The following is a 15,307-nucleotide window of genomic DNA, read 5'->3' as shown; positions in this document are numbered from 1 at the left end:
GAATAGCTCATCGATTGTTGTTACTTTATTTTCATAAAAGCGAATTGACTTCGCAAATATTGTTTGGGTTTGATACCATAGTATCAAACCGCCCTACACATATTTGGTTTGTCGAAACAATGTTCAGTTTTCAAAGGTCTACTTAGTTAATTGACGTATCAATCAACTTAATAATCATATCATGTTGCTGATGTGATGTCAACAAGAAGTTTGATTTAACAACGTTTCTCGTTGATTGGCTATCGCAAACGCGACAACTTAGTTATCATACCATGTCATCAATTCGTCTGTCAACAAGCAATTTCAATGTTTTAAATTGGTCTAGCTTGTCGTTACGAATTGGCAACGGATATAACTATACCAACCAGGAGGACAATCGTCAACAAAAATCGCAAAAAAATTGTATCTTTTTCAAAAGGCGAATGACCCACCTTATTGGCGACATTTTGATATGGGACGGCCGTGTGTTCCCTGATATAAAGTTCATAATGGTTCGTCCACTTTTTTCAATCCTGGAAGGACACCAAGGACCACCGCCAACATAATAAGACCATTGACCACGGCACAGATCAAAAATAATCGTGAAAAGTCCTGTGACGCGCCAATAACCAGTCCACCCATTACGGGGCCAATCGCTTTTCCTAATGAAGAAAAAGCATTGACTAATCCCTGGTACTTGCCTTCATTACCAATCGTGTATGCATTAATCAACGCAGGCACCCCTGGTACGTAGATAGCTTCCCCCAAAGTCAGCAAGGTCATCGCCATAAATAAAACGACCGTCCCCGTTGCACTATTTATATAGAAGAAACGACCCACCAATTGCCCCCAAGCCGACGATGATTTGTGCCGGTAAAGCCTTGATCCGACTGACTTTGGTCATCAAAGATTGTACAACAATTAGGAGAATCCCATTGTATACCCACAAGTGACTGTACAGACGGATACGCAATCCTTGATTCTGGATATATACGGAAACGTTACTCATCCACTGAGCATAGGTTAGCCACATCAATGTCAGACTCACGAGAACCAGTCCAATTCGCATCATACCTAACTGCCCGCGTTTAGCTGGTGTCTGAGACGCAACCCCACCCTTGCGAAGTCCGCGAACGGGCTGCGACAGTCTTCCGGCATATTTAGCCCACAAACCAGTTGCCAATAGATAACACACAATTAATAGAAAGAAAATGGGTTTTAGACTGTGGTGAAAAAGAATCCCAATACTTGCAGTTCCCACGACTAAGCCTAGGTTAATGAAGATATAGAGGACATTGAAGACACGACCACTCCCTCGGCTGAGATGAGCAGCTACCGCTGTAATCAACGTCAGCATTCCTCCCGTCAACAGACCAAAGACGATCAGTACGATCGGATACGCCAGCCGACCATTCCAGAAGAAACCGGCCGCCGCATCGAGAACTAAGCCACCAAGTAGACCAAGTCCCACTTTTTTTGCATGAAAGCGATCTGTTAAGACGCCACCGAGGTAGCCACCTAACACGTTGAATCCAGAATAGGCCGCGAGAATCATCCCGCTGACTACCAGGCTCAGATTGAGATTATTATGTAGATAAATCGTTGTTAACGGCCACATCACGCTATAGGCCGTGTTGACCAGCAATCCCAGCAACAATAGTGGCCACAGTGACCGAATCACCTTGGACATTCCAAACGCCTCCTCACAATAACCATCAGTCTATCACGTTTCCCTGGGGCCTTGAAACCACCTATTCAGAGAAAATGAACCAATTATTTGGTAAAGCGTTTCCATTCCCGGAATGTCCCGACTACCATTTTCAATTTTCACTTTTTTCCTTATTTAACGGGCGATTAGGCTTGCTTATTGACCTAAAATCAACTAAATTTAAAGGAGGTCTGGATTCACAGAACTTTTGAATCAATACTTAATAGGAGGACACAACATGGGTAACAGCAAAAATAATAATGCCGCACCGGCCGATCTGAATGATCAGATGCAGGTTCGTCGGGATAAAATGAACAATTTACAAGAACAGGGCATCGCGCCTTTCGGTCACCGCTTCGATAGAACTGACGACAGTAAGTCGCTCACTGAAAAATACGATAAGTATGACAAAGAAGAGCTGATGGAAGACAAACATTATGTTGCTGTTGCGGGTCGGATTACCGGTAAGCGTGGCAGCGGCAAGGCCGGGTTTATCGATTTGCTCGACAGAACTGGTGTCGTCCAAGGTTACGCCCGTCAAGATGAACTTGGCGAAGACAAGTACGCCCTCTACAAGACGTTAGACTTAGGGGACTTCATTGGGGCCAAGGGTTACGTCATCAAGACGAACACCGGCGCCTTAACTTTACGTTTCACTGACTTTGAATTCTTATCCAAGGCTTTACGGCCACTGCCAGACAAGTACCATGGTCTGACGAACCCTGAAACCATCTACCGTCAACGGTACTTGGACTTGATTGCAAACCACGATAGCTTCGATCGGTTTATCAAGGTTACCCAAATCAAGAAGGCTATCCGGGAATACCTCGACAACGAGGGCTACTTGGAAGTCGACACCCCCGTCCTTCAAACTGAAGCCGGTGGTGCTGAAGCACGGCCATTCGTGACCCACTCCAATGCCTTTGATATTCCATTGTACTTGCGGATTGCCACCGAACTTTACCTCAAGCGTTTAATCGTTGGGGGTATGGAAAAGGTCTACGAACTGGGTAAGGACTTCCGGAACGAAGGGACCGACTTACGGCACAACCCTGAATTCAACATGGTTGAAGTTTATACGGCCTACGCCGACTACACCGATGTCATGGACTTAACGGAAAACATCTTCCGTTACGTGGCTAACAAGGTTAACGGTTCTGGGAAATTAACTTACCAAGGCAAGGACATTGACCTCGACTCTGACTTCAAGCGGGTTCACATGGTTGACGCCGTTAAGGACGCTACCGGCATCGACTTCTGGCAACCAATGTCTGATGAAGACGCCCGGAAGTTGGCCGAAGAAAACGGCATTCACTGCGAACCATACTGGAAGGTTGGCCATATCATCAACGCCATCTTCGAAGAAAAGGTTCAAGACAACTTGATCAACCCTACCTTTATCTACGGTCACCCCGTTGAAATCTCACCACTGGCTAAGAAGAACCCTAAGGACCCTCGGTTTACCGACCGGTTCGAGCTCTACATTAACGGTGATGAATTCGGGAACGCCTTTACGGAATTAAACGACCCTATCGACCAACGTCAACGGTTCGAAGCTCAAGATACTGAACGGGCTGCCGGAAACGAAGAAGCCCATGGGATTGACTCTGACTACATCGAAGCTATGGAATACGGTATGCCGCCTACTGGTGGTCTCGGAATCGGTATCGATCGGATGACGATGTTACTGACCGACTCCGCATCAATTCGCGATGTCATGCTCTTCCCAACCATGCGGCCAAACGACTAATCCGAAAAGAGGCAATCGAATGAGAGTAAACCAGCTGATAGCGCTCCTTCAGGAACATAATCTGTATCAGGGAACAACGCTATCTGACGACGTCGATTTTGACGGGTTAGCTTATGACTCCCGCAAAGCCAGCGCCAATAGCCTCTTTGTTTGCAAGGGATTCAACTTTTCCGTGGACTACCTTCACCAAGCCATAGCCAACGGTGCCAGTTGCTATTTAGCTGAAAAGGACTACGACATTGCCACCCCCGGAATTTTCGTGACCGACGTGCGCAAAGCGTTATCCTTGGCCGCTCAGCTATACTTTGGCTTTCCACAGAACGACCTCTTTGTCATCGGATATACCGGGACCAAGGGCAAGACGACCTCCACGTATTTCACCAGAAATATCCTGGAACAGACTTTCCCTAAACAAGTTGCGATGTTCTCCACGATCAATCACATCTTGGGCCCTAAGCCTGAAGACCAATTCAAGGCCCACCTAACCACAGCGGAATCCTTCGATATCTTCCGGGAAATGCGGCAAGCCGTGACTAACGGCCAGAAGGTGCTGGTCATGGAAGTTGCCTCACAGGCCTACCTATTAGACCGCGTCTACGGATTAAAGTTCAACGTGGGACTGTTCCTGAACATTTCCCCCGACCACATTGGAGTCAACGAGCACCCGAACTTTGCTAACTACCTTTTCTGCAAAATGCAGTTAATGTTAAATTCGGACAACTGTATCATTGATGCAGATACCGACCACTTTGACGAGGTTCTGGCAGCGGCGACAGTTTCAACTGCCCCCGACCATATCTTCACCTATGGCGTCGACCAACCCAATGCGACGGTCTCACTTACCAGTGAGGAAGCCACGTTGACCGCTAGCAAATTCCGGTTGACCATCAACCAAGACACTGAACAGCTTGCCAATTTGGCAACGACTTACAACGTTTCAGTTCCCGGCGACTTCAACCAGAGCAACGCCACGGCAGCAATTCTAGCCAGTGCCTTGGCTGGCGCCCATGTGACCGATATGCAAACAGGACTGGCAAATACCACCATTCCAGGTCGAATGGAAGTGTTGACCACCAAGCAACACGGAACGGTCTACATTGACTACGCCCACGACTGGGGTAGCATGAACGCCCTCCTCCACTTCTTACACGCCCAATTTCCAGATCACCGAATCACGGCGGTCTTGGGCAGTACCGGCGATAAGGGTGAGGACCGGCGCGAAGGCTTTGCCAAAGCGTTGAACGATTACGCCAACGTTGCCTTCTTAACGACGGATGATCCGGGTCACGAAGACCCGATTGCCATTGCCAAGGAGATCGATAGTTATATCGACCATACCAAGGTACGGACAACGATTATTCCACAACGAGAAGACGCCATCCATCACGCCATTGCAACAGCAACGAATAACGACCTCGTCATTCTTGCCGGCAAGGGCCAGGATGCTTATCAAAAAATCAACGGTGTTGATACCCCCTACGCCACGGATCCTGTCGTGGCTCAGGAAGTTATCGATAGCCTCGAAGCTTAATTGCTTGCGACACCAAAAAACGTCTAGGACAAATTTGTCCTAGGCGTTTTTTGTAACGCATTTTTGTATAAATTACCGTTTTTTGCGACGATTGCGGCGCTGCTTACGGCTGTATTTTAAGTGTTTAGCCGGCCGCTTCTTAGTCAACTGACGATCCGTGGTGAACAATTCTCGTCCAGTCACTGGATGGGCATTCAAATAATCTCGTGTGAAAGCATCCACGGCATCGTGATCATTGGCATCGATGCCGGCTCGCCGCATGGCTGAGGCTAGTTCTTCATAGAAGCTTTCCAATTTGGGATTGTACATGGTGACTAAAGCCGTATGATTCTTTGCGACCCACGCCAACAGCTGCTGAGACTGCTTTAACTGCTGTTGATCGGCCAAGTAAGTGAACAACGTTGTCAAAGCAAAGGGCACCAGATTGAAGAGTTCTGGCACACGATCTTTTTCATCCAACAGGTGGGTGAACGGCCCAAACATGATGGATGAGACAGCCTCGGCATCCCAGTCGGCCGGCTGAAGTTGCTTGCCTGTAATCATCAATTCAGCGGTGGTATGCACGATGGTGACGAACCGTTGCCGATCAGCGACACTCAAATTACGGACTTCCGGTTGCGTCCCCATGGCCGTTAACCAGTCTTCAACCAGCGTCACAACGCCCTCATAGGCTTGTTGTTCTTCGGCAACCTCGGCATGCTTCTCCACTAAGGCTGGCCGTGCCTGCTTTAAGGCTGCCAGTAACTCCTGCAGGTTGGCAGCGGCTTGTGCCTTGAAGTAAGCCGTCAGTACTGGAATCACGGCGACGTAATAAACGTGTGGTCGATCAACCAATGTTGGCAAAGCTGCCAACGTGCCACTGACCTGTTGCGCGGTCCAAGCGCCGGTTCCTAAGTTAACGGCTGCACGAGCTTGCATGACATCCTGTAGAATATCAGGCGCATACTTTTGCTGATTTGCGGATAACCGCATCAAGTGCTCCGGGGTCAAGAACTCCGTGGGCGTCATTAGTTCGGCTGTTGCATCTGTTTCTTCCATAACTACAATTCCCCTATCTGTCTTGAATTCCATCTCTTATTATAAGCGATGACCGGCAGAATGGAAAATAACGGCTGTTTTCAGCAAGGAATTCTGCTATGTCCCTCGACGGAAGTGACTATTAATAACTGCATGCAATTATCAATAGTAGTTTGGTGCCAATTTACCATTAAATACCACGAAAAATCAGGCCCCAATATTTAAGAAAAGGCGAAATCTCACCATTTCCCCGTCTAAATTCAAGACAAATTAGTTAAAGTCGGTTATATTTAAGGTTCGTAGACTTATCGGAAAAAAGGAGCGCTTATTTACATGGCAGAAGAAGTTGTTATTGTTAGTGCGGCACGGACCCCCATCGGTAAATTTGGCCGTGGGATGCGGTCCGTTTCAGCCGTCACGTTAGGTACCATTGCCGCCCAGGCCGCAGTCACCCGTAGCGGTCTCGACCCCGCCATGATTCAGCAAACCATCTTTGGCACAGTCTTACAGGCTGGTCTGGGACAAAACGTGGCCCGGCAGATTGAACTCAACGTTGGCCTGCCCGTCACGAGCACGGCGATGACCATCAATCAGGTCTGCGGATCGAGCCTAAAGGCTATCCGCTTGGGGCAAACGGCAATTCTCATGGGAGATGCTGATGCTGTCCTGGTTGGCGGCACGGAGAGCATGAGCCAGGCACCCTATCTCAACAACCAATCCCGTTGGGGACACAAGTTCGGCGATGTCTCGCTCACGGATAGCCTCACCCGCGACGGTCTTACCGATGCCTTTACCCACGTCCCTATGGGTATCACGGCGGAAAACGTTGCGGAACGTTTCAACATTAGTCGCGAGGCCCAAGATGCCTTCGCATTGAACTCTCAACAAAAAGCAGTTGCAGCGCAGCAACATTTCCAGTTCAACGATGAAATCGTTCCGGTTCCAGTTGGCGATGACCTGGTCACTCAGGACGAGGCTGTCCGCGCCAATACCTCGCTAGAAAAATTAGCTGCCCTGCGACCAGCATTTCGCGCCGATGGCACCGTGACTGCGGGAAATGCGGCCGGTCTAAACGATGGTGCCGCCGCGCTGGTTCTGATGCGTAAATCCGCAGCTCAAGCTGCCAACATTCCTTACCTGGCCACTCTCACGGGTTACCACGAGAATGGTATCGATCCTGATATCATGGGATACGCGCCAGTTTACGCAATTCAAGATGTTCTGGATCAGCACCACTTACGGGTTAACGATATTGACCGCTATGAGATCAACGAAGCTTTCGCGTCACAGTCCGTCGCGATTGCTCGGGACCTCAAACTCCCTAGCGAAAAACTCAACGTGAATGGCGGTAGCATCGCCCTCGGTCACCCACTCGGCGCCTCTGGAACGCGAATCGTCGTGACTCTTTTACATGAGTTACTTCATAGTGACCTGCATCGCGGCCTCGCCGCCATGTGTATCGGTGGTGGCATGGGAATTGCGCTCCTGTTGGAACGCGATTGACCCGTTCTCTGGTATAATGATGCCAACGACTTAGAGAAAAGGAAGCGCGCCATGTTAACTACTGATTTCGACGTTAAACTTAAATTGATCATTCTGGCTGTAGTTGGTCTCTTGGCTTTGGCCGGTGTGCTCGGCTACGTTTATCACCTGGACCATCACTTTAATCGCCGCCTAATTGGGGTCATTGCCGTCATGGTCGTCTTAGTTTTTGTTTTGATCTCACTGATCTTAATTCATCACTAATCTTCTAAAAAAATCTTCACCACAATGGCTTTATGTCGTTGCGGTGAAGATTTTTTAGGCTTTCAGTTGTTTGCTAGGCACAGAAACCAAGGTCCCTGTAGTCAACAAGTATAAATACTGTGCTGTGACGGATTGCCCTGTCATCTGCTGAAGTGCTGCCGCATACAGATTAACCTGCCCACTGTAACGGTCAATAATCTTAGCAGTACTCTGTTCAACTGCGTTTGGATTAACATGATCCGTCTTGTAATCAAAGAGAATGATCCCACTATCCGTTTGCAAATACCCATCGACGATCCCGTGGACCAAGACCTGTGAATCGGCTTCCTTGAAGTCTTGGAAGAGACTCTTGGCTGGCATCAATAGGGAAAATGGAACTTCCCGATGTAATTCCGAGGGGTGGACGAGGATCTGTTGGCCAACCGGCGTGGTAAAGAACTGCAAAATTAAATCTGCTCGCACCTGCGCGGCGACCTCCGACGTCAATACTTGGTCAGCAACTAACTGATCAATCTTGTCCTGAATCATCGCAACAGTCGGCGTTGTTGTCACATCCAATTGCTGTAAGACTAGGTGGGTTGCCGTCCCAATTTCGGTTGATAACGGTGCCCGAACGGTCTGTAAGAATTCTGGCCGAGCAAAATCATGCGTCACGAACCGCCGACCGCGTTGCCCATTACCTACTGGTTGATATTCACCAATCGTGGCATTGTCGGGATCTTCAAACAACCGCTTGGCTTCCGAAACGGACTGGTAGGCCGTTGTTTGCGTGGCCGCTTCATGCGGGTAGCTAAAGTCCATGACTTGACGAATCGCTTCGCTCCCAGATACGGTTTCTGACGTCTTTGCCGCTACGTTGCTGGTCTCCTTGAACCAATCGACCGTTGCTGTATTAACCGCTGGGGCCGGGCCCAAATCATCTGCTGTTGCGAAGCTTACCTTGAAGTTGGCTGGATCGCCAGCTAGAGCAGGTAGCGCCTCGCCAGCCGGTTGTGAGTCATCCTCAAATTTTGCATCCCGAATCAAACACATACCAATCCAATCCAAGTAATTTACCGCAGTACTTTTCTCGCGCAACGTGGCATTTAACACTAGATTAGGACTCTGGTAGGCTTGTTCCCAGACACTCAGGGCCTCTTCCTTCGTCTTATGGGACCCGACAATATAAATCCGCGACTCCGCACGGGTCAGTGCCACGTAAAGTTTACGCATTTCTTCTGCCAAGCTTGCACGTGAAATGGCTTGAGCTGTGACTAGTTTCTGCAGGCTAGGCGCCTTGATCCGGCTGACGGGGTCCAGGTAATCGATACCGATTCCCTGTTTGCCACTCATCACGTAACTTCCCTGTTGGTCCTGCCGATTGAACTGCCGCGACGCATCCATGATGAAGACGACTGGAAACTCCAGCCCCTTACTGCCATGAATGGTCATGACTGATACCGCGTTTTCGGCAGCCTGAACCGGTGCACCAGCTAAGTCATCGTCCCGTTCCTGTAGTCGTTCAACGAACCGAACGAATTGGAACAGGCCTTTAAAACTACTGTGTTCATAGCTCTGTGCCCGTTCATACAGCGCATGAAGGTTGGCCTGTCGCTGTTCACCAGCTGGCATTCCCCCGACATAATCCAGGAACCCGGTATCCTGATAGATCTGCCAAATCAGCGTCACCAATTGGTTTTGCCGCGCAACATCGCGGAAGCGTTCCAACTGTTCCAAGAAGTGACTGATTTTTTCATAAAGCGTCTGTTGGAAATCACTCGCGCTTGCCGCCACATACGTCTGCTGGTAGTGCAAGACTGCTTGATAGTAATCTCCGGTCCGTTGATTAATTCGTAGGGCTGCCAGTTCGTTTTCATTGAGTCCAACAATTGGCGAACGCAGAACCGCTGCCAGCGGAATATCCTGATAGGGATTATCAATGACTCTGAGAAGCGCCATCATGATCTGAATTTCCGTGGTCTTGAAGTAATTCTGTGCATCATTAACGACAACGGGAATCCCTAGGCGCCGCAATTCATCCGTAATAATTAAATTATTCGTTCGCGTAGGCGTCAATAGGGTAATATCGCCGTACTTGATTGGCCGATTTTTGTGCGCGTCACGGTCATAGATCGGTGTTTTCGCTGCAATCAATTCTTGAATTTTCTTCCCGGTCAATAGCACTTCACCCTGATGCTTATTATCTACCTGAAAGGTAGCATCCATCGGCTCTTGCTCCGCCGCATCGGCAGACCCAGACGACTTCTCATCCTCATCCGTCAAGTACACCAAGAGTTCGGCTGTACTTGTCACATCTTCGGGATAGTATGTCGCTCCGAACTTTAACTGTGCGGCCCCGGTATAGTCGATTTCACCCAGCTCCCGATCCATCAACTGCTTGAAGATCAGGTTGGTAAAATCATCAACGTTCTTCATGGAGCGAAAGTTTTCAGCTAAAACAATCAGCTTGCCAGACTGCTGGTCGGCGGTGTAACGATCGGTCTTGTCCATGAACAACGTTGGATCTGCCTGCCGGAATCGGTAAATAGACTGTTTGACATCCCCCACCATGAATAAATTTCCGGTAGGTGCTGGTTTCGCGATTGCTGTCAGAATGGCTTCCTGTAGGCCATTTGTATCCTGATACTCATCCACCATGATCTCGGCATATTGTTGGCGTAATTGCGCGGCCACTTGCCGAGACTGGTTGGTATCCCGCGTCAAAATTTCAAGCGCCGCGTGCTCCACATCGGCAAAATCCAAAACGTGACGCCGTTCCTTCTCAGCCGTATAGGCATCTCGAAAGGCACTCACCGCTCGGGCCAATTCACCCACCAATTCGCCGGACCGTTGAATCGTCGTTATTGCCTGCTCTTCAGGCTGAATCAAGTATCCCTTCTTCAACGTCTCTAGTTGCTTACGCGCTGGGTCATAGTAAGTCGTCTTGAGGTGGTTATATACCGCATAATCTTCGTTAGTCTTGCGAACACTTGGCATTCGACCCCAATTAAAGCTCCTGACGGCCGCTCTCAGTGCATTCCAACTGCCATGGTCTACCAATTCCAACGTGGCTTTCAAACTGCTGAGAACTGTCGTCAGATGGTCAAATTGCTTGGTCAGATTGGCCTGCTCGGCTAACTGCTGAGCACTGGTCAAATCCGCCTGAATCTGCTGTAGTTGCGCTGTGAACAGTGGCTGCAGTTGTTCGCGATAAAAATGAGTTGCGGTTAGTTGATTACTGTCTAAATGATACGGCTCCGGCAAGGCTGTGAGCCACGCCGCAGGATCCGCCGTCGCGTTGGCAAACGTATTGGTCCGTTGAATCAAATCAGCTAGGCCATCATCGTTACGATCCCCGGAGAAATTCTCCGTCAGCCGGGCAAACAAGTTCTGTTCACCATCTTTTTCTAGTGCCTCACCCTCGGCATAGAGCTGTTCGCGGACATCGGCCCACACCTCATCACGTAGTAAGGCATTCTCCGTCTCATCTGCTAACAAACGGAACACGGGATCCATGTCAATCACGTAGTAGTAATGTTGTAAGATTCGCAAACAAAAGGCATCCAAGGTACTGATATCAGCGACGGGCAACTGGTTTAATTGCCGCAAATAGAACGATTGCCGTTCACTGTCACCCTGACTAGAGGCTAACTCTTGACGTAATGCCGTCTGAATTCGCTCGCGCATTTCAGCCGCGGCCGCCTTCGTGAAGGTCACAATCAGGACTTCATCGATACCAGTTCCGGCCTTGAGCTTTTCAATGACGCGCTGAACCAGTACCCGCGTTTTACCAGAACCAGCCGAGGCCGATACCAGTAGATTATTGCCCGCTTCGTGAATCGCTTGGTCTTGGCTGGGCGTAAACTCAAATTTTGCCATCGGGATCCTCCTGTTCTAGCTGTTCCTTGATCCGTGTCATAACGTCATCCTTTTTTAGTGGCTGCAGATCGCGATAATTATTCTCCGTCAGTAAAGGATCAAACTGCATGATCGACTTGTACGGTGAATATTGAAGGGCCGTCTTGTTCTGTTCCCGTGTTGGTGCCAAATCAACGTGGCCATCGAAGATTTCTGTAGCTGCCTGCTTGATTAACCCCTCTGTGTGTTGCAAGAGCAGATCCAGTTCACCCGGATTGACCAGCATCTTACTGTAAGACGTATAGTTTCCCTTAACACCCCGCCGTAAGCCACGGAAGAGTAACGAACTGCCATGATAATCATCCGCCGCAAATAAAGAATCCAGATTCGTCAATAGGTCAGGGTCATCCAACAATAATCCTTGGTATTGTTCAGCTTTCAATAGTGCCATTAACGGATCATCGTCCATCACATCCGCAGCCCGCAAGATTGGGTTTTGTAAATGTAAGTAGACCGCCCCGGCTAATTCCGCACGCTGCACATCCCCGGACTCTCCGGCCAACAACTCGGGCATGTTTTTCTTCACAGCATCCAGATACGTTAGCATCTGCATAGCCTGTCCGTAATAAGCATCCTGATAACTAAACTTATGCTCGGAACTCTTATAGTCCACAATGCCTAAGAATGTCTTGTCCTTGAGTTCTAGTGCGTCCAAGCGATCGATTCGACCACGAACCGTCACCTGACGCTGCTTACCGAGATCAAATGACAGGGCCGCCAACCCATTCTGATCGCCCAACCCAAATTGGACTTCCGTTCGTTTTGGCCGCAACTTGGTTCGCCCGCTTTGTTCCTGGAGCGTCTTGGCCATCTGCCGCATCGTCTTGATCAACTGCTGACGAATGTACAGCATCCGGTGAGAACTCTCCAAGATAGCAAATTGCGGATTGGTCGTGGTATCCAACACATCATGAATGACCGCCGTCGTCAGTTCCTGTAGCTGCTGTTCGTCGAGCTCTGCCAGATTTAGATTTTGTTGTTTGATCTGCTTCATTAAGCCGTCCATCGTCGCATGAAAGAATTCACCCGTGCTAGCTGGCGAGAGTTCAAAGACATCGCGCTCTTGTAGGCGCAAACCATACTTTAAGAAGTAGGCGTATGGATTAGCGTAGTACTCCTCCAGCTTTGAAATCGACGTGCTGATCTTTTGCCCATATAGTTGGGTCACAATATCTGGCGTCAGGTGCTCCGGTACATTACGATAGCTCAAACTGCCTAATAATCTCGTGGTTAAATCGCTATAGTTCACATCATGACTGAGATCATTGAGAACGTATAACCATGGTCGTGACAGGGGTTGCTCACGCAATTGACTGTCATGACTCGCCTGAACAAGGTGGCGGAGCGTCGTGCGTCGCGTTCCCACAAACGGTAAAATATCGGTCATCTCTGCCTTTGGTGCGGCCGGTGCGACAATAATTGGCAACTTAAAGTATTGCCGAATACGTTCAACGTATGGCGATAGCTGCAAACCATTGTGATCTTCATCACTCGTGGCTGGATAACTAAAGATAAGCCGATCACTGCCACTCAAGAAAGCTAAGTAGTTAAGATAGGGTTCTCCCGCCAACTGTGTCGCCGCATCATCACGCAAATAGCTATCTTCATCCACTGCCTGTAGTTGTTCACTCAAGTCATGGCGATCGTTATCCGCCAAAAGACTCGTCGGAATTTGATTATCCGGCATGTCATCGGCCGTCGCCCCCATGAGAAACGTCACTTTTCGATTATTCGCTTGGACAATCCCACTTTCGGTAATCGTCACTTGATCCAATGTCGATGGAATCTGGCTAAATTTAGCTCCGGCAAATCCTGACTGAAGCAACACTTGAAAATCTGCTTGGTTGAACGGTAGCGGGCCTAAAATACTGTGGCACTCATCCAACATCTGACAGAACGTTGCCCAAGTTTGCTCCGGTTGACCAGCGCGCATCAAGTCTCCAGCCGCAATGGCTTGATCGCGCCAAGCCATCAAGCGCGCACTAACACCAGCCTGATCCAAGAATTGATAAATCACTGCGGCCGCATCGGTATAGGTTTTAGCAGCCTTTAACCGTGCGAAGAATGGCGGTAGTGTGTGCGCGACAAACTGGCGAATCAGGTTGATTTGTGCCGTAATCTGATCATCGTGCGTCGTCTGCACCTGATCATCCCCAGCTGATAATCGCATGTAGACCCAATCTTTCGTCTGAGTCCAACGGTGTTGACCTTCAAACCCATTTTTCAAGACAAAATTTTCCGTCAACGCAAGTGCACGGCGATATTTAGGCAATGCCATGGGCTCGCCCATATCATCTTGCGGTAAAAGTAATTCTGATTTTAATACCCGAAAAACATCGGCATATCGGTAGTTTCGGCGCTCAACGTCGAATAAGGCGTTAATCAACTCGACGAAAGGATGGTCGGCCATTTGAACGTCGGCATCGTCAAAGTACGGAATTTCTTGCGCCTTAAATATCGGGTCAATTACCGTCTGGTAGTGATCCAAATGACGGGCCATGACTAAGAAATCCTGATACCGATACTGACCACTCGCAACCATTTGGCGAATCTGGGTCGCCACGCGGGAAACCTCTACGTAACGGTTAGCCGCTTGCACAATCTGAATGTGCGTTGGCGTCTGGTCAACGGGTTGCGGTTGCGGCGTCATCGCGTTCGAGGCCTGCCAAAAGCCATCTAATGCCAGTAAGTCGTCAGAGACTCGCGCCGTTCGCGCATATTGATCAGTTTTTACGGGAATCCGACTGGCACGCGCCACGCTATAGAGTTGATGATAGAGTTTCCCCGACTGAAAGAATAGTGCCGTGGTATCCGGTAAGTCCTGCGGATACCCCTTATCCAAGTTCAGCGCGACGGTCACACTGGCTGCTCGTTCAATTAATGCCGCTGTCAATTTGCGTTCTTGCGCACTCAGTTGCGAGAACCCTTCTAAGTAAAAATGCGCATGGCTCAAATCAATTTTAGTGGCTAAAAAATCTGCCAATTGATTCAGCAAGTCCGTATTTTCCACATATTTCCCCAACATCTGCTGTTCAAAGGCTTCATAGATCACCATTAAGTCATGAAGCTTCGCCTGTAGGCCAGCGTTGTTGGTGCGCAACTTGCCAATCGCGCTCATCAAGTCCGCAGCGGTGACTTGCCCAACTTTAAATTCCGCCAATTGTGCCGTTAACTGGCTAACAAATCCCGGCCGATCAACTTCCCCACGAAAGATCGTCAATTCATCAGCATGGCTCTGGATGATCTGGTAGATCAACATATTGAGCCCCGCAGTTGAGATTCGGGGAATCTGATATACCGGTTCATTTTTCATAAAGAACCAGGCTAACCGCGTAAACGAAAAGACCTGGACCTGCGTTTGTGCAAACAGTGCTTGGTCTGGTGCTAATTTTTGCTTTAAATCGGTCAGGACGTCAACTTCAGTTTCAAACTTAATATGATTAGGAACAATGTAGTAACACTGATCCGTGGGCTGCGCTGTGACCTGTTGGGCCATCGCCGTCACCATAGGTGTCCGGTGATCCTGCCCTGCGCTACCTAAAATAAATTGCAAACTCATTTGCCGACCTCCTAATTAATCCCACTTACCGGTATAACCTCGCGAGTTAAGGCGCTTCTCATGCCTCAATAACATTCATGATACACGCGTCAAAAGACACATGCTGTCCAACCGATCTCA

Annotated in this window: 9 protein-coding genes; 4 read left to right on the top strand and 5 right to left on the bottom strand. The window is 49.0% G+C overall.

Annotation, left to right across the window (positions count from 1 at the left end; all coding sequences use genetic code 11):
* Positions 1-483: 483 nt before the first annotated feature.
* Positions 484-768, bottom strand: coding sequence for an MFS transporter (locus EKM73_RS12895; protein ID WP_225421354.1), 285 nt, complete (start codon positions 766-768; stop codon positions 484-486).
* Between the two features lie 25 nt (positions 769-793).
* Positions 794-1,669 carry an MFS transporter gene (locus EKM73_RS08265; protein WP_225421352.1) on the bottom strand — a complete coding sequence of 292 codons (876 nt, stop codon included), beginning with the start codon at positions 1,667-1,669 and terminating at the stop codon, positions 794-796.
* 256 nt (positions 1,670-1,925) lie between these two features.
* Here EKM73_RS08265 and lysS point away from each other — a divergent pair, with 256 nt between their 5' ends.
* Together lysS and EKM73_RS08255 are read left to right on the top strand one after the other, a co-directional pair.
* Complete coding sequence (gene lysS, locus EKM73_RS08260; RefSeq protein ID WP_125701489.1) at positions 1,926-3,437, top strand: lysine--tRNA ligase; 1,512 nt, start codon at positions 1,926-1,928, stop codon at positions 3,435-3,437.
* Between the two features lie 19 nt (positions 3,438-3,456).
* A complete protein-coding gene (locus tag EKM73_RS08255) occupies positions 3,457-4,968 on the top strand; it encodes a UDP-N-acetylmuramoyl-L-alanyl-D-glutamate--2,6-diaminopimelate ligase (protein WP_125701488.1) in 1,512 nt (503 codons plus the stop codon).
* Between the two features lie 72 nt (positions 4,969-5,040).
* Here EKM73_RS08255 and EKM73_RS08250 read toward each other — a convergent pair whose 3' ends face one another.
* On the bottom strand, positions 5,041-6,006 hold the full coding sequence (locus tag EKM73_RS08250) for a hypothetical protein (RefSeq protein ID WP_125701487.1): 966 nt from the start codon (positions 6,004-6,006) through the stop codon (positions 5,041-5,043).
* A gap of 312 nt (positions 6,007-6,318) precedes the next feature.
* Here EKM73_RS08250 and EKM73_RS08245 point away from each other — a divergent pair, with 312 nt between their 5' ends.
* Positions 6,319-7,488 (top strand): thiolase family protein, encoded by a 1,170-nt coding sequence (locus EKM73_RS08245; RefSeq protein ID WP_125701486.1) that lies wholly within the window; start codon positions 6,319-6,321, stop codon positions 7,486-7,488.
* Positions 7,489-7,539: 51 nt separating this feature from the next.
* Positions 7,540-7,731, top strand: coding sequence for a hypothetical protein (locus EKM73_RS08240; protein WP_125701485.1), 192 nt, complete (start codon positions 7,540-7,542; stop codon positions 7,729-7,731).
* A 54-nt stretch (positions 7,732-7,785) separates the two neighbouring features.
* Here the strand turns inward: EKM73_RS08240 and addA are convergent, their stop codons facing one another.
* Positions 7,786-11,589 carry a helicase-exonuclease AddAB subunit AddA gene (addA, locus tag EKM73_RS08235; protein ID WP_125701484.1) on the bottom strand — a complete coding sequence of 1,268 codons (3,804 nt, stop codon included), beginning with the start codon at positions 11,587-11,589 and terminating at the stop codon, positions 7,786-7,788.
* Positions 11,576-15,187, bottom strand: a complete 3,612-nt coding sequence (locus tag EKM73_RS08230) for a PD-(D/E)XK nuclease family protein (RefSeq protein ID WP_125701483.1) — start codon at positions 15,185-15,187, stop codon at positions 11,576-11,578. Before EKM73_RS08230 ends, addA begins: the two co-directional genes overlap by 14 nt.
* Positions 15,188-15,307: the final 120 nt, after the last annotated feature.

Origin of the sequence: Levilactobacillus fuyuanensis (genome assembly GCF_003946395.1) — a bacterium.
Classification (GTDB): Bacteria; Bacillota; Bacilli; order Lactobacillales; family Lactobacillaceae; genus Levilactobacillus; species Levilactobacillus fuyuanensis.
This window is presented reverse-complemented; position numbering and strand designations above follow the sequence as displayed.

Coding starts and splice junctions, on each gene's coding strand:
- EKM73_RS12895 (WP_225421354.1), bottom strand. CDS start 768: ATGGCGATGACCTTGCTGACTTTGGGGGAAGCTATCTACGTACCAGGG.
- EKM73_RS08265 (WP_225421352.1), bottom strand. CDS start 1,669: ATGTCCAAGGTGATTCGGTCACTGTGGCCACTATTGTTGCTGGGATTG.
- lysS (WP_125701489.1), top strand. CDS start 1,926: ATGGGTAACAGCAAAAATAATAATGCCGCACCGGCCGATCTGAATGAT.
- EKM73_RS08255 (WP_125701488.1), top strand. CDS start 3,457: ATGAGAGTAAACCAGCTGATAGCGCTCCTTCAGGAACATAATCTGTAT.
- EKM73_RS08250 (WP_125701487.1), bottom strand. CDS start 6,006: ATGGAAGAAACAGATGCAACAGCCGAACTAATGACGCCCACGGAGTTC.
- EKM73_RS08245 (WP_125701486.1), top strand. CDS start 6,319: ATGGCAGAAGAAGTTGTTATTGTTAGTGCGGCACGGACCCCCATCGGT.
- EKM73_RS08240 (WP_125701485.1), top strand. CDS start 7,540: ATGTTAACTACTGATTTCGACGTTAAACTTAAATTGATCATTCTGGCT.
- addA (WP_125701484.1), bottom strand. CDS start 11,589: ATGGCAAAATTTGAGTTTACGCCCAGCCAAGACCAAGCGATTCACGAA.
- EKM73_RS08230 (WP_125701483.1), bottom strand. CDS start 15,187: ATGAGTTTGCAATTTATTTTAGGTAGCGCAGGGCAGGATCACCGGACA.